Origin of the sequence: Paenibacillus sp. M-152 (genome assembly GCF_003856555.1) — a bacterium.
GTDB classification, from domain to species: domain Bacteria; phylum Bacillota; class Bacilli; order Paenibacillales; family Paenibacillaceae; genus Paenibacillus; species Paenibacillus polymyxa_C.
In genome coordinates this window covers 4,077,922-4,093,992 of record NZ_CP034141.1, presented here as the reverse complement: position 1 = coordinate 4,093,992, position 16,071 = coordinate 4,077,922, and the positions used below count along the sequence as shown (strand labels likewise).

17 protein-coding genes are annotated in these 16,071 nt (G+C 38.5%); 16 read left to right on the top strand and 1 reads right to left on the bottom strand.

Translation table 11 applies throughout. From position 1 onward, the window contains the following. Positions 1 to 105: 105 nt before the first annotated feature. The 11 genes from EGM68_RS17805 to EGM68_RS17750 all read left to right on the top strand — a co-directional run bounded on the left by EGM68_RS17805 (position 106) and on the right by EGM68_RS17750 (position 10,497). Complete coding sequence (locus EGM68_RS17805; protein WP_129549694.1) at positions 106 to 540, top strand: hypothetical protein; 435 nt, start codon at positions 106 to 108, stop codon at positions 538 to 540. A gap of 247 nt (positions 541 to 787) precedes the next feature. Next, positions 788 to 1,204 (top strand): DUF2569 family protein, encoded by a 417-nt coding sequence (locus EGM68_RS17800; RefSeq protein ID WP_058829979.1) that lies wholly within the window; start codon positions 788 to 790, stop codon positions 1,202 to 1,204. Between the two features lie 270 nt (positions 1,205 to 1,474). Then, positions 1,475 to 2,836: a caspase family protein gene (locus EGM68_RS17795; RefSeq protein ID WP_129549693.1), complete on the top strand. Its 1,362-nt coding sequence runs from the start codon at positions 1,475 to 1,477 to the stop codon at positions 2,834 to 2,836. Positions 2,837 to 3,129: 293 nt separating this feature from the next. Then, positions 3,130 to 3,588: a DUF4145 domain-containing protein gene (locus EGM68_RS17790; protein ID WP_240664066.1), complete on the top strand. Its 459-nt coding sequence runs from the start codon at positions 3,130 to 3,132 to the stop codon at positions 3,586 to 3,588. Positions 3,589 to 3,946: 358 nt separating this feature from the next. Continuing rightward, entirely contained in the window at positions 3,947 to 4,189 is a 243-nt protein-coding gene (locus tag EGM68_RS17785; protein WP_013372314.1) for a hypothetical protein, read from the top strand. Then, positions 4,190 to 4,483 carry a pepsin/retropepsin-like aspartic protease family protein gene (locus tag EGM68_RS17780; RefSeq protein WP_129549692.1) on the top strand — a complete coding sequence of 98 codons (294 nt, stop codon included), beginning with the start codon at positions 4,190 to 4,192 and terminating at the stop codon, positions 4,481 to 4,483. 628 nt (positions 4,484 to 5,111) lie between these two features. Continuing rightward, positions 5,112 to 6,152, top strand: a complete 1,041-nt coding sequence (locus EGM68_RS17770; RefSeq protein ID WP_129549690.1) for an ABC transporter substrate-binding protein — start codon at positions 5,112 to 5,114, stop codon at positions 6,150 to 6,152. 1 nt (position 6,153) lies between these two features. After that, a complete protein-coding gene (locus EGM68_RS17765; RefSeq protein WP_129549689.1) occupies positions 6,154 to 6,930 on the top strand; it encodes a (2Fe-2S)-binding protein in 777 nt (258 codons plus the stop codon). A gap of 108 nt (positions 6,931 to 7,038) precedes the next feature. Continuing rightward, positions 7,039 to 8,760, top strand: coding sequence for a helix-turn-helix domain-containing protein (locus EGM68_RS17760; protein WP_129549688.1), 1,722 nt, complete (start codon positions 7,039 to 7,041; stop codon positions 8,758 to 8,760). A gap of 774 nt (positions 8,761 to 9,534) precedes the next feature. Beyond that, positions 9,535 to 9,885 (top strand): hypothetical protein, encoded by a 351-nt coding sequence (locus EGM68_RS17755; RefSeq protein WP_129549687.1) that lies wholly within the window; start codon positions 9,535 to 9,537, stop codon positions 9,883 to 9,885. A 222-nt stretch (positions 9,886 to 10,107) separates the two neighbouring features. Further along, complete coding sequence (locus EGM68_RS17750; protein WP_129549686.1) at positions 10,108 to 10,497, top strand: hypothetical protein; 390 nt, start codon at positions 10,108 to 10,110, stop codon at positions 10,495 to 10,497. A gap of 366 nt (positions 10,498 to 10,863) precedes the next feature. On the opposite strand, the gene EGM68_RS17745 is transcribed toward EGM68_RS17750, so the two are convergent. After that, on the bottom strand, positions 10,864 to 11,613 hold the full coding sequence (locus EGM68_RS17745; protein ID WP_064962035.1) for an SDR family oxidoreductase: 750 nt from the start codon (positions 11,611 to 11,613) through the stop codon (positions 10,864 to 10,866). Between the two features lie 239 nt (positions 11,614 to 11,852). Between EGM68_RS17745 and EGM68_RS17740 the strand changes: the two genes are divergently transcribed. From EGM68_RS17740 to EGM68_RS17715, 5 genes are all read left to right on the top strand, one after another. Then, on the top strand, positions 11,853 to 12,422 hold the full coding sequence (locus tag EGM68_RS17740) for a TetR/AcrR family transcriptional regulator (protein ID WP_129549685.1): 570 nt from the start codon (positions 11,853 to 11,855) through the stop codon (positions 12,420 to 12,422). Between the two features lie 524 nt (positions 12,423 to 12,946). Beyond that, positions 12,947 to 13,396, top strand: coding sequence for a GNAT family N-acetyltransferase (locus EGM68_RS17735; protein ID WP_129549684.1), 450 nt, complete (start codon positions 12,947 to 12,949; stop codon positions 13,394 to 13,396). Between the two features lie 89 nt (positions 13,397 to 13,485). Continuing rightward, entirely contained in the window at positions 13,486 to 13,899 is a 414-nt protein-coding gene (locus tag EGM68_RS17730; RefSeq protein ID WP_031461883.1) for a GNAT family N-acetyltransferase, read from the top strand. Between the two features lie 810 nt (positions 13,900 to 14,709). After that, positions 14,710 to 15,240, top strand: coding sequence for a hypothetical protein (locus EGM68_RS17725; RefSeq protein ID WP_058829959.1), 531 nt, complete (start codon positions 14,710 to 14,712; stop codon positions 15,238 to 15,240). Between the two features lie 573 nt (positions 15,241 to 15,813). Continuing rightward, a complete protein-coding gene (locus tag EGM68_RS17715; RefSeq protein WP_240664064.1) occupies positions 15,814 to 16,068 on the top strand; it encodes a hypothetical protein in 255 nt (84 codons plus the stop codon). Positions 16,069 to 16,071: the final 3 nt, after the last annotated feature.

The window sequence follows — 16,071 nt, the reverse complement described above, 5'->3', positions numbered from 1 at the left end:
TCCCGTTGGTCGCTTAAGGCAGTGAGGGTTCGTGAATGCCTGAACGTTATATGAAAGATCGGTAGACCTTTAAAAAGAGAAGAATTAGAAAAGGGGATAATAAAAATGGATGAAATTTACTTTTTAAGACATTACCTCTCGTCTCTCTGGTATCGATGTTCAAAAGCAATTCTAAATGCTCCAAGTAATTACCCGAATTATGAGCTCGGTAACGGTGTAAGAACTCCAATTGAAATTTTGGCACACATGTCTGATGTCATAAGATATGCCCAATCCGTTTTTGATAACCAAGTACAACTTAAGAAAGAATCAGGAAACTGGAATGACGAAGTACAGACATTTTTTAATGAGCTGCATAACTTAGACAATTTAATGAAATCAAATGGAATACCAAACAAAGATAGAATTATCGAAAAACTGATTCAAGGACCATTATCAGATGCAATGACACATGTTGGTCAATTGTCAATGATAAGAAGAATGGCTGGAGATTCAATACCTGGAGAGAATTTCTTTATTGCTGAAGTAAAGGTTGAATAGTTATTGATAGTAGTTCAAGCAGACCGATCCTTCAGATAACAAAATATTCACGCTTCGGGCCCTTCGGCCCTCGGTTCGCCCGATGAGGCAAAGCTGAAAGTGGATTCAGGCGAACACACCCCCACCACCCAACCGCGCTGCGGCCAGACACCTCGTTCCTTTAAGGTGGTGGGGCGTCGTGAATACAACAACGTTATCTGAAACCAATGCTCAATGCAAATAAAAGACAAAAATTAAGGAGCCAATAATGCAATTATCTCAGAATAGTATGAGTGGAATTAAAGGCTGGCTGCTTTTCTTTGTGATCTATTCTTTTTATCTACTTATAAGTAATTTAATAGGTCTTTATTTCGAATTTTATATTTATATGTTAGTTGGAACAATTGGTTGGAATCTTGCTAGAACTATTTCTGTCGGAATATATTTATTTTCTGAAGTCTTAATTATTGTTTCTCTAGTGCTTATATTGAAGAAGAAAAGGAAAGGACCAAATATAATAATTCAAATTGAAATAATCACTATAATATTTGGATTTTTAAACTTCATTCTCACAATTAACAAAATAGATGAACTCCCAAGTTTAATCTCTACAATTATTTTTGGATCAATATGGATTTTGTATTTTAAAAACTCAAAACGAGTCAAAGCAACATTTGAAAGTTAATCAAGAAGGCATTGGCATCAGATAACAAAATATTCACGCATCGGGCCATTCGGCCCTCGGTCCGGCAGAGACATTTTGGGGGAGTGGAAGCAGCCGGACAAATCTGCACTGGCTAAGTCCGTCGGACCCGGCGCGTTCGCTCCTTAAGCCAGTGAGGGTTCGTGAATACAAGAACGTTATCTGAAAGATCTGCCCCAGAGAGAGTGAAAGTATTATATTCGCAACGTCCTGTTGCTCGAAGAAATTATACAGATTCATGGGTGGTGTTTTATGAATTTAGGATTTCATGGGAATACATTCGCAGTAATAATAGCAGTGGAAAATTATCAATTTAGAATCAAGACAGTTGATTATGCGAGGAATGATGCAATAGCATTTCAACAATGGCTTATAAATAATCTTAAAGTACCTCAAGAAAATATTAAGCTTTGGCTTGATGTTGATGCGACAAAATCCGCGCTTAATGAAGAACTTCAATATGAGATATCAAATCTTACTGAAAGTGATCGATTTATTTTCTATTATGCTGGTCATGGATTTTATGATGGAGGATATAACAAAATAACAACGTGGGACACTCACCCAAATAATATACAAGAAACTACTGTTTCACTAAACCGAATATTAATGGAGCCACTAAGAAACTCAAGATGTAATCAATGTTTGATATTTATAGATGCATGTGCGAGTTATATTGATGAGCAATTAGTTAGCAGAGATTTTATTGCTGATATGAATACCAAAGAGTTTAGCGATTTTGTGCGATCAAGCAATTATAGAGCTATGTTTCTGTCATGTTCACGTGGAGAGAAATCATACGGTAGTCCAGAACTAGAACATGGAATATGGACACATTTTCTGATAAAGGCATTAAATGGAGAAGCCCCCGAAGCAGTTGAACGTGAACGATTTATTACTAGTACATCATTGCAGAATTATTTAGGCAAAATAGTTCCAGATTATATTAAATCTAGCACAGACATAAGAGGAACTCAAAAACCATGGGCCGAAGTCTCTAGCTCAAATACATTTATTATTTATGAAGTTTCAGGAGCTAATTCTGAAGTAAGTAATAATTATATTGATTTTATATTTATTCCTGAAAGGCTTATTATTGATTTTGAAAATGACTTGATAATTGCTCATCTTAGAGGTCTCGAGAATGATGGAAGACATTTTCCAATGTATGATTATGAAGGATTGAAAGAAATAGATGTAGAGGCGTATTGTATAAGGATTAGTAAGGTTAAGAATGAAATAAGAAAGATATTAGAAGAAATTATGGATTTTCTAATGGAGTACGAGTGGGAAGAAGAAGTTATATTTGAGAGAAGTGATGATAAATTCAACATTAGTGCATTTCTTTACGAAGATGACAAAACGAGAGAAATAACTGTTTCTCTGGGGCTATCCTTAAAAATTTCAGGCCTACACCCAATGGGTGATACAATATTTAATTCTGAATTCGACGTTGCTAATGATGAACTTAAAATATATACAGATTCTAGTGATTACAATGTAGAGGAAGTAGAGATTCAAGAAATCTTTTCGGATTGCTGGGATGAAATTAGAAGATATTTTTTGCTTGAAAAGGAAATTGAAAAAGAATTATTAAATGAAATTGACGAGTAAATAGATATTCAGTTGAAATATATTATAACATTAGTAATTAAATGTGGGTCGACGTCCTGTCTTAATTCGGAGATGTGGGGCAGATCCATCAGATAACAACATATTCACGCTGCGGCTCCTGGCGGAGCCTTGATCTGCCCGAGGCATTTCGAGGAAGTGAAGTCAGGCAGATAACCCTGCGAACCTAAGTCTGCAAGCGAACCCGCCCGGTCAAGCCGGCCTTAAGGTTCTCGGGTTCGAGAATACAAGAACGTTAAGTGAAATCACCTAAATACTAAATTGGAGTTGATCTTATGGAATTTTCTGAGGTGATTGATTTTCTAAGTAATGATAATAGTTATTGGAGTTCTCGTGGACATGAAGAAATAGATATACCATTTGATGTTACGCCTTCAGAATACTTGTCCTTTGCTGAATTTGATTTAGAATCGGGAACTGAAAAACACAGTTTAATAAATGCTCTCTCAAATGCAAAGAGATCTCTTGACTGCCAAATTGATTGTTTGATGATTGCATTTGGTTTTTTTGGAAATTCAAAAAAATGGAATGTACCTAAGAAGATAGAGACTTTAAAAAACTTAGGAATTATTGCTCCTAGAATATTAAATAAAATAAATTCTGTAAGGAATTTAGTTGAACATGAATTTGTTGTTCCAAATAAAGAACAAGTGTCAGACTTTATAGATATTGTTGCACTATTCAATGCAAGTACAGAAAAACATATTTTAATTTCCCGGGAGATAGTCAAATAGAACACGATTTAATAAAAGAAGTTTTTCTAGATATCAAGTTTAAACGTAACCAAAGAAACATAAAAATAGAAGTAAGAGAGAAAGGTGTAACAGATAGACAGATATTTAATATTGATTCAAGTCATGATAATTATATAATTTTTATGAAACGTTATATTGAGAATTTTTCTAAATCGTGACGAATATAACTCGAAGATAAGTGACTTTACTTAAACAATATACTCACGCACCGGGCTGTACCCTCGGTCCGGCAGAGGCCAGACATCCCAGCATTCGCTAGGGTCGTGAATACAGGAACGTTAAGTGAAATTCAAATTAAATGATATAATGTAACCATAAAAGGACAGGAGGGATTAATGTGAAGTGGCAAGAAGTACAACAAATCTTCCCGAATCAATTTGTAAAGTTTGAAATTCTTCATTTCGAAGAGACAGAAAATAAAGAAATCATAGATGACGTCGCTGTGATTGGTCCTGTAAGTGACGAAGAAGCAACAAGAGAGTTGTTGAATAGCCGAGACAAAACCTTGGTTTATCATACTTCTAAGGACCAGGTCATTGTGAAGGTTCGGAAGAATGTTGGTTTAAGGAGAAATCTATAAATGAAAATTGAGTATAGGGATGGGCTGTTGTTCACCGAAATAACAGTCCATTTTAATGGAGAAAAGAAAGTCATAAATAACATAGTTATTGACACAGGAGCAAGCCATACCTTGATTTCACAGGATGAAGTAGATGATATTGGGATTCAGGTCGGAGATTTTATTTTAAGAGATGTACTCATAGATTTTACTTCATTTAAATATCACAATATCAACGGATTATTGGGATTAGACATATTGGTAAAAGGCAAATTCAATGTAGATCTAGAGAACTTTAAACTCTCTCGTTCATAAAGCCATTAAATTTAAAAAGGTTATTCAAAAAAAAGTTGAACTTCACTTAACATAATATTCACACTATGTTTCCGATGAAACCTTGGTCTGCGGGATGAATTTCGGAGAGGAATTTCAGCAGACACCCCCTAACGGGTTCATAAATACAAGAACGTTATAGGAAATACTTGATAAAAGGAGAAAGCAAAATGTTTTAGAAATATCTGTGGATGAAAGGGTATTAAAGATAGATGTTTCACCGAAAATGGCTTATGAATCCAAAGGAACATTTTATGAGTTTCCACATTCAGAATTTAATGAAGAGTACCCACAAATTTATCATACAAACCTCTGTTGTAGTTTCAATGGAACAAATGGATATGGAATGTACATTGACGCAAGAAGTAGAAATCAATGAAAAGAAAAAATGGGAGATTCTTGGTTTTGTTGGCTTGATACATTAGACGATGATTATGCAGTAATTAGTAAAAGAGCTGATAGAATTGTAAATGAAGATATAGCGGTTTACATGTCGCATTAGTCCGGCTGAAATGTCGCAAAAGTACATGGTAACGCGATGTGGAGATATATTATACTCGCCTTATATTTCGATAATGAAAATCATTATCATACATAAGGAGGATTCACCATGAATAAAGGAACAAAGAGGCGAGCTGCCGGAAGCATGGCACATGCTGACCATAAATCACGATTTTTAATGGGCTGGATGCTGGCCCTTGTTCTTGTACTGACGGCTTGCGGTGCCGGAGCAGGTACAAATGGCGGCAATGAGTCTGCTACAACTCCAACGGACACGCCTTCGAATGAAGCGCCTCAGACTGCCGGAGCCTTCCCGGTTACGATCTCGCATAAGAAGGGTGAGTATACGCTTAACGAGAAGCCCAAAAAAATTGCTGTGCTTGATGTCAAATTTCTGGATCAATTGCTAGCCATTGGCGAGCAGCCGGCAGGCAGTGTTATCGCTGAAGGCAATACCACATTTCCAGAATATTTAGGCGATAAGCCGGGTGACGTACAGGTTTTAGGTACACGGGACAAGCCCAACCTGGAAGCGATTGTAGCATTGGACCCGGATCTTATTTTAATGACTGATTTTCAAGAGAAAGAGTATGAGAGAGTAAGCAAAATAGCGCCCACAATCGTACTTGACTTCTACGAGGACTGGCGAGATACGTTAGCTACGGTGGCTGCGATCACAGGTAAGCAGGCAGAGGCAGAAACTGTGCGTAAGGCTTATGAGGACAAAATTGCAGGACTGAAGGAGAAGCTGTCGGAGAAGTTGGGAGAGGAAACGGTAGCACTTATTCGTCCGAGAAAAGAAGGCATTCGTGTTCATGGTCTTGAGCATCGAACAGGCGGCATTCTGTATGAGGATTTGGGCTTAAAAATGCCTGCATTAGTCCAGAAGATCAAAGATGATACCTCCGTTGAAATCTCGATGGAGAAAGTTCCTGAGATTGGAGCAGATCATTATTTTGTTATGTCTGATGAATTGTTTGCGGCAGAGGCAGAGGCTTTGGATAGCAGTTCAGTATGGAAATCCCTTGATGCAGTCAAAAATAACCGTGCATATGATGTTAATTCTACACTTTGGATCGCTTATTATGGCCCACTTGCAATTAATAATATTGTAGATCAGGCATCGGAAGCACTGTTGGGATCGAATTAAAATGGACCATTATCTATCGACTGACTTATGGCAGCAAACGGTGGATGAACACTCGATTCGGCTTGGCGAGCCGTCTGAAGATAATGTCCGTATTATTGCTTTGAGTCAACTACATGAAGAAGCTGCATGCCGAGAGTATTTAAGCTGGCTTCAAGAGTATATTGGTGCGCCTGACATGAGGGTAGCTGCTTCGATGTTAGCTAAGCGAATCGGCTACCTGTGGATTGCTCCGTTGCTGACCGCGATGACCGTTCACCATCAGCATGTTTCTTTTCGGCTAGACAACAGCTTTCTCTATCATCCGACGCTCACAGCTAATGAGGGGGGGACGCATTTTCCTTTTCTAGCTATGAACGGGCTTCGGGCAGAAGCACTAACGGGAGACAGGGAAGTGTGGCGGGAAAAGGTGGTAAAGGAGATGTTTGCGTTACACCTTGCACCGCTGTTAAAGACGCTTGCTGCGATTGCTCCTCTTTCGATGAGTATCCTTTGGGAGAATATCATGATACGCATTGTCCCATTATATACTCCTGAAGTAGACAATGCTGAGCAAGAAAGTCAGCACATCCAGGCAGATTTTTCATATCTGACGCAAGGAGCGCCCGGGCATTTGTTCGGTGTAAAAAGAAATCCGTTCACCCGGTTCACAAAAAATAAGGACAGCATTCCAGCCGTGAAAAGCAAGCGTACCACCTGTTGTTTTTATTACCAGATGTCAGGGGAATATTGCAGAAAATGTCCGAAAATTGACAATGAGAATAAATCTCAATTAAAATGACAACAGCAACAATTTTACTTTGCTAACAGGCCTGGTTGTAGTTAATTGGGTAAGCCCAGTCATGAGAGTCACTCTAGCAAAGGATGCTATTGTCAGGAGATGAGAGAAATGCCGCTACAAGAACAGACAAGTCTATGGAGTGATACAACGATCAAGATGCTTGACGAGTTTAGCGGTACTTTGCAGACAGGCAGTGTTCTTCGCGAAACGGAATTAACTTCGAATGTGTTGTTGCTGGCATACGGAGGGGAAGGGGAGCTTGCAATGAATGGTGAGGTTTGCCACATTGGAGCTTCTTTTGCTGGTCATGTTGTTAAGGGAACATCCTTAACGCTGACGGCCAGATCAGACGACATTTATTATATCGTGATCATGTACAAGGCTTCTTCCATGGAGGGAGCCTCTCTTGTTTTGCCTTCATATCGCAAACACCCGTTGCGCACTTCATTTGTGCAAAATTCGGTAACCCAAGCAGAATGGATCGAGAATGCAGAAAAAATCGTTGCCAAATGGCGTCGTGGCGAAGGAATGGAACGTTTTCATGCCAATGCGTTGCTTCAGGGTATGATCTACGAACTGGTCATGGATTACGAACATGGTCAGGGAGGAGAAGCGTCTGACATGGTGGATGTTGTCGCTTCATATATAGCGTCGCATTATCGCCAGAATCTGGAGCTTAAAGAGCTGGCAGCCCTTGCTGGATGCAGCTTAAGACAGCTGCAGCGACGATTCAAACAAGAGAAGCAGCTCGGACTGACTGAGTATGTCATTCAGTTGCGCATGGAGAGTGCATCGCGGATGCTGCGTCACACGGATGCTCCCATCGGTGAAATTGCTGACAGAATGGGCTATCGCGACATGTATTATTTCAGTAGGGCGTTTAAGAAATATTATGGCGTCCCTCCGCTGCGTTATAGGATTGATGCCGCTTCGAAAACAGATATAGACTATGCCCATTCCTTGCAGCGGAACCACACAGCTTCTTCATATGAGTCGGCCCAAGGCTCGGTGATATGCCATATGCGAGGGGAATACTATGTTATCGGATCTCCGAAGCGTATCGCTGTACTCGATGTGCAATATGCCGATCATTTGCTTGCGCTGGGGCTCTCTCCAGCAGGTAGTGTAGGACTAGGCAATGCAGTGTTACATTTCCCTCAAACGATCAGGGCAGGACTTCAGAATACTGAATTACTCGGAACATATGAGTACCCCGACCTGCTTGCAGTGGAGCGACTGTCTCCGGATCTAATTATTTGCACCGAGGTACATGAGCCGCACTATGAACAATTAAGCCGGATCGCTCCAGTTCTCATGTTTAAGCGCAATGAAAACTGGCAGACTATTCTGACTCTGTTCGGTGAATTGACAGGCAAACGAGAAGAGGCAAAGCGTATTATAGCGGATTATCACCGACGAACCACATTGCTGTCCGAAGAACTTGCTCGCGTTCTGGCAGGCAAGAGCGTGGCACTGATCCGTCCGCTGGATTCTCTGGTTCGCGTGCATTCTGCCTCTCATCGTACAGGGGCTGTGCTGTACCATGATCTAGGTCTGCCTGTTCCGTTATTTGTGGCAGATACCTCCGACACGGCCTATCACATCTCAGTTGACAGACTACCGGCTGTACATGCCAGCCATTACTTCTTGCTTAGCCATGAACTCATGCAGGAGGGAATATCCGCAACAGAGCAACGTGTTTGGGGAATGCTTGATACCGTTGAGCGCCAGCACATACACTCGGTCGATGCCGCGACATGGATCGGCTGTTATGGACCCACAGGCATCAATGGCATTGTGGATCAGATCGCTCAGGCTTTGTTGGCTTGATGGGAGAAGAAGTTGCTACTTGTGCTCATAGAGATTTTAACAGGAACTAAAGACAGTTCATCTTTGCCTTATGTCATAGAGGGAAAGTTGAACTGTTTTTTTATGGAAAATCCATCAGATAACATCATATCCACGCATCGGAGCCTGGCGGTTCCTCGGTGCGGCAAAGAGGATTGCCAGGGAGTGGGGGCAGGCGGACACATACGCACGGCGGCCGCTCATTTCGTTCGCATAAGTCAGAGGGACATAGTGAACACAGAAAAGTTATATACTAGAAATGATGGACAACAAATAGAATAAAAGAAAAATGCAAGAAAATAAATGAGAACACTTGTTCATGGAAGTGAACACAAGTAAAATATGGATACAATTGACTCTTGGGTGGGTATGGTTTTCCTTCGAAAAGTGAGACCATGGAAGTAAAAGATGCGATGAGTCTAATGTTACTATTTTGGACATCTATTCTTGCATTTTTAACATGCATCAATAACAACAAGAGAAGGTAAAAAATCACCTAAAGGTTAAGAGCCGAAGGTGGGTTTTTATTACCTGAGACTTAGAAGGGAATAAACCCTCCGAGCCAACTGTACTGACCAGGTGTTGACCGTACTTGGTCTTTCATGGGTGTACTAACAGATGAAAAAAGATGAATCAAAGAAAAAATTAGATAAGTGAAGTGAAATGCAAGTTAGTAAGCAAATTCATATGCGAAATACTATGCAGCAATTTTAAAAATCTATTAAAACAAAAACAAGAAAATGAGGGATATACCCAATGACATTACAGGACCTATTTAATGAAAAACCAACTCAATTGTGGAACAAAAGAATGGTTGAATACGGAGATGACCTTTTTACGGAAGAGAAATTATTAATGTGTGATAAAGTCCTGGATAACTATCTAAACCAATTAATATTATTACAAGAAACTAAACATCCTGAAAGTATTATGAAGGTTGTGGAAGAAATTGTAATTTCTTTTAATGAATTGAATGATACGAACGATTATTTTATTGAAACGATGGAGCGTGAAGAATTGGCTGAATTTATAGACAAGGTAGCAAGACTAGCTGGATTAGAAATTGAGGAAGATCAGGATATTACAGAAGAATGGAGAGAATGGTGATGGTGAATTAAACAGGATTTCTAAGTAGATTCAATGAATTCATGGTACCTTTGTATAACATCTCATCCAAGCATCGTCGCATACGCCCTCGGCCCGGCAGAAGGATTTCGGAATAGGAGATCACTGTAGGACACCTGAGCATTCGCTGGGATCGTGAATGTAATATCGTTAGATGAAAGCCCCCGAATAAATAAAACCATCTAAAAAGGATGAAAAGAAAAAGTGATAAAATCTATTAGTATTGATGAATGGATTGGGACCACATTCAATGAAGAAATAGTTATGAATCCTACGTGGGCAGACACTTTAAGTTTTTTAAAAAAACTCGATGGAGATAAATTTACATTAGTTTTTTTTGAGGTATCAGATACAGATTCAGCATTGGTTGGAGGCGGACCGGAATATTTTATAGTGTCTATTACAATTGATGGTAATATATATACTCTTATGAACGATAAACAGGGAAACGGTGAAATTCATCTGGTTGCTGGTGGCCAGTTAGGCAATTATTGCGATAACATTTGTATAGAATTAATTCCTATGCTTGAAGTAATAAAGTATTTTTATGAAACTGGAAAACTACTCGAAACACATAAATGGAAACAAGAATAATAATTACTTTGAATGCAACTCGAAAAAGTAGGTAAACGTCATCTAACGTCACATTAAACGCATTAGTCCGGGACAAGCCAGCCCCTTGGTGAGGATGGGGCATTTCGGAGGAGCGAATTCACCGGACATATTCAACCGGTTAAGTGGAAGAGCCACCCGGCTACGTGCCCTAAGCTGCTTGAACTTCGGGAATACCCAACATTATGTGAAATCAACAAAATTATTTAAGAGGTAAACATGGGTGTGACTGCTTGGCGTTTTTTCTTACTTCACGAGCAAGTTGCAATAAAAATGAACATGAAGTAGACGGAACTGAGTGTTTACTTCATGTTCGCCTAAATTTTTGAGAATTGAATTACAGATGGATCAATGGATCTTTGGAGGTTCAGAATTCATCGTATCGTTAAGCTGGGTCACAAAAACACCTTCGTTCGGGCCAGGGTTATTTCGAAACATTTTCGCTTCTTCCACCAGAACTTCGTCTGTATCCTTGCCAAGTATCTTTATTGTTGCATCAATGAATGAATCAAGTGGCATCGCACGCGGTTCAACGTTGTTGCTTTGAACCCATGGGGGCACAATTTCTATTACTTTTACCGATGTGTCTTTAAGCATGTACCTTTGGGACAGCGTATAGGTGTGAAGTGCTGCCTTCGTCGCGGAGTATATAGCAGTTGTCGCTAACGGTACAAATCCAAGTATTGAAGTCGTGTTGATGACAACCGCTTCTTCTTTGGCCTTCAAATGCTCGATGAATGCAGAAGTCAACCGAATGGGGCCAAGCAAGTTTGTAGTGACAGTCGAAATCAAAACATCCTCATCGATCACGCCCGCCGCGTCATCGGACTGTATGATGCCGGCGTTGTTAATCAAGACATTAACATCCGGGTATTCTTCGATTAACTGCTTGGCGGTCGCCTTTATGCTGGCAGGATCTTGTACATTCAATTCCACTGCGGACATGCCGGGATTCGCTTTGATCGTCTCCTCCAGACGCTCTTTACGTCGACCGGAGATAATAACTTTATTTCCAAGATTGTGGAGAGCTTCTGCTAACGCACGTCCAATTCCCGAACCGCCGCCTGTAATAAAAATCGTGTTTCCTGTAAGTTTCAATTTTTAAACCTCCTAATTCAATATGATTAAAATCATTCAAAAGATTGTAAAACAATAGATTTCATGATTACAGCTCCTCTAGAATTGAACATATGTTGAATCATCAACATAAATTTTATAAAGTGAATGTATCAGAGCGGTATGTGGGGTTCAATGGTTAAAACTAGCGTGGTTGTTGATTTTTCAACAGAAGACTTCGAAATGTTCATTTTTTCGGATGGTACAAAGGGGAGAAGGATATGGACAGGCGTATTCAAAAATCGAGGCAAGCCATTATTGATGCTTTTATGAAGCTGATGTCAGAAAAGGAATTCGAGAGAATTACGATCAATCAAATTGCGGAGGAAGCGAATGTCAATCGCGGAACGGTTTATTTGCATTTCGCTGATAAGTACGATCTGCGCGATCAATGCATGGAAGCTCAAATTAAAGAGTTACTAAGCAATTGTATGTCTGAAGATAACTTCTTTCATCTCCCTTCCAAAACCGCACTACTGCGTACGTTTGAATATTTGGAGCAGCATGCTTCATTCTACTCTATAATGCTGACGAACAAGGGAAGTACGGTTTTTCGAAACCAAATAGAGACAATGTTCCGGCAAAGTCTGTGCGAGCATCTGGATTCGATCAACCTCGATCAGGATATGAACAGGGACATTACGGTGCAATTTTTAATTTCAGCGGCAGTGGGAGTATTGGAATGGTGGATTACCCGTTCGATGCCGTATCCGGCATCGGTCATAGTTGAACAATTTTGGAAATTGCTGAATTGTGGTGTCGAGGGAAACGAACCAACATCGTCCATTTGAGTCTCTAAATTTGAGGCTTTTTTGAGGCTGGCACCCATAATGAAGCGAATTCAAGTTGCATCTCTAATGGAGCCTAGGTCTGCGAGTTGGGTTTCGAAGAGAGATTTCAGCAGACAGACCCTTTGGGTTCATGAATACAGAAACGCTATCGGAAATTCCTGAATTACTAAAAACATAATAATTAGATCTCAAAAGTACTAAAAACTATAGTATAAAGAACGCGAAAGATCTGAGGTCATTTTATGAATATACTCTTTGCCAATTATGGGATTAATATCATTCGAAGAGATGCATATGAACTAATAATCAAACTACAAAATGAAAAAAGACCATATAAGAAATTTCGCTAATAAAAAAATTGCAGATTGATTTTGAATGCATAGTGAAGAAGTTCGGTAACTTCTGATAACATGATATTCAAGCATAAGAATCCTCACGAAGCCTTGACCTGCTGGGATGGAGTTCGAGGAGGCGTTTCAACAGACAACCCTGGAAAAAATAAAAAGACAATGGAGGTATGTTGGGTGCTGACATTAGAAAAAGCTAGAAAAAATGATGCTCAAAAACTTGCTGAAATACAAAAGGCCAGTTTTGAGGATGAATCAAAGTATTTTAATATTAACGGAACCGTTGGGCCCATAGGATATGACTCCATAAGTTGGCAAGAAGAGATGATGCAAAATTGCGAATACTTCAAGGTACTCTTTAATGGAGAAATAATCGGGGGAGCTATGATATTTGTAGAGTGTAATCAAGTTCATAATTTAGGAAGAATCTTCATTGATCCAAATTTTAAAAATCAAGGAATCGGAACGAAGGTGATGGAGAAAATTGAAAGTGAATTTCCAGATAGCACTGAATGGTGGCTGGATACTCCTAGCTGGAGTGTGAAGAATCATCACTTTTATTCAAAGTGTGGGTTTACTAAGGTTAGAGAAGAAGGTGACTTATACATTTTTAAAAAGACTTTATAAACTTATGTAATGTACAAACGTTATGATACATCAGTGCTAAGTGTTACCAAGAAGATATTCAATGAAAAGAGGGAAAGGGAGGACTTACAATGCAGATTGATTTTGCAATTGAATCAGATTATGAGTATATCTCGTTAAGAGACAAGCACATACATAAGACACTGATAAGACCCAAAATAAAAGAAAATGAAATCCTAATAATCAGAAAATACAATCAAGAAATAGGTTGGATGAGATACGGATTTTTTTGGGACAACACACCATTTATGAATATGATATGGATAGATGAGGAGTACAGAGGAACAGGTATTGGTAAAGAAGTTGTCCATTATTGGGAAGAATTAATGAAACAAAAAGGATTTGAAATGGTTATGACCTCAACACAGTCGAATGAAGGAGCTCAACATTTTTATAGGAAGCTTGGGTATAAAGATGCTGGATGTCTAATGCTTGAGAACGAACCTCTGGAAATAATATTGACAAAGGAGTTGAACAAAAATTAACGTTGAGAAAATCAATGTAAAAAGCATTTTAAGAAGAGAGTGCTAATATATGTGGTGTATTTCTTCCAATATAGAACTAAAAAAGGAATTGACTTTAGACTACAGAGATTTTTTTAATAGAGTAATCCAAAATAGACGAGACCAAATAATATTAAACAAAGATTGAAGAATATATTAAATAAGAACTAGAGGTATCACATAACATCGTTTTCCTGAAAGTGAAAGTCAGGTGAACAATCCTGCGAGGCTAAGAACCGAAGCTAGCCAGTCGCTACGCTTCTTTAAGCTTCTCGAGTTCAGGAACACAAGAACCCTATTAGACATAATTGCCGATAAAGTAATGTTGAGGTGAATGATGAAAGCATTTCGAAAAAAAGCAATCCCAATCATTGTTAGACATTATCAATTCATTTGCATTGTTGACGAGAAACCTTATGAGGTATTGTTTAGAGCTTATTCAAGGAAGTATAAAACTTCTTTTATTGAAATTTTGTTCGACTGGAAAGAATGTTATTACACTAACTTATATAGACCTTTAATAAAATCCATATTAATTGAATATTGTATAAAGCTTGGTTGGATATATGATAAACCGAAGCAAATTCTAAGAATAAAGGACAGTAGAAAAATTGTTCAAGAACTATCATTAAGGGATTATGATTACAAATAAATGTTGGCATTTTCATGCGAAGCAATTTTGTCTACGATTAAGAGAATTGCTTATAGATAGTTGATTGAGAATTTTAAACAGCTCTAAGGCGAGGATCATAAAGGGCTGATTTTGTAAGTTGAAAAGTGTTGGAGGATAGTATGGCGAACACCATTTCATTACCAAAACAATTAAATGATGTAGTTGAGCCCATAGGTATGTCAAATGGATTAACATCAGTCTTTATTGAAGTTCTAGCTATTAGTGGATCACTACTAGCTAAAACGAATCGAGAAAAAGAATTAATTATTTGGCTAGCACAAAGGGACCAGTCTGTAGTTGGAATAGGAACAGTTGGTTTTGATATTGATGAAATGCCTTGGACTATAGACTCTTTTGAAAGTGAGAAAGATTTTATACTAGATACTATTTCAAACGCAGCAGATGGCTTAGGGTGGGAGAAATTAAGCTATAAACCACGGCAAGATTGGGTTGTTAATTGTTTGAATCAATTTGGCTTAATGATTAATGCATTCAATAAAGAAGATGTTGACATAAATAATTATACAGAATGGTCAGAGATTGAAGAGGGGGATGATAACCCTACAATTCCAAGAGGGTATCCTAAATGCGAAAAACATGATATCTATTTAAATTGTCATGGATGTATACTTTGCAATAATGGAAGCTGAATTAAGGACTGTAGGTATTTCATGAAGATGGTAACAATCATATAACATAATATTCATGCTTCGGGTCATGCAGAGCTCTTGGTTTGCCAGAGAGATTTTAAAGAAGCCAGAGCAGACAGCGACCCCTGAGGGGGACATGAATACAGAAATGTTAGGTGAAATATGGTGGTCATACAACAAGTTCAGGGAGAAACCATGAAAATATCCTTAAATAAAGTAGATGAAAATAGACTTGATGTGCTGTCAGTAGATATGGAAATTGACATAAGAAAAGAATACAAAAATATAACAAGACATTCTGGGCGAATGGTCCATGTTATTAATTGGAGGATAGCTTTATATATAAACGGAATGCAATTGCATCACTTGAGAATGCAGCATCCAATAAAGTTATTCAAAAAAGTAATTTTAAGTTTGTAGGAGAGATAGAAATAGATGCTGAAAGATATAATCATTATAGAATTCATAAAAAATAGAATTCAGAAAAAATTTTTAGCAAACCCCACTTTTGGGGTTCATGAATACAAATACATTATCTAACTAACTCAAATCTGAAAAGAGGGGTCTGAAACCATGAATGAGAAGTCGCAGTTACTAGAGGAGTTCAAGGAATGGATACGTTTTGTTTCTGAGATTCGTGAAATGGATTGGCAAATAAAGATTGCCGAAGATAAATGGTCAGTTCACGATATCGTAAGTCATATACTGCTGTGGGATAAATATTTTTTTGAAGCAGCCATAAATCCGATATTAAATAATATACCTTTGAAGACGACAAGTTTACTAAAGAATATGCTGACGGGAAGTTTACTATACTATCATATTTAAGAG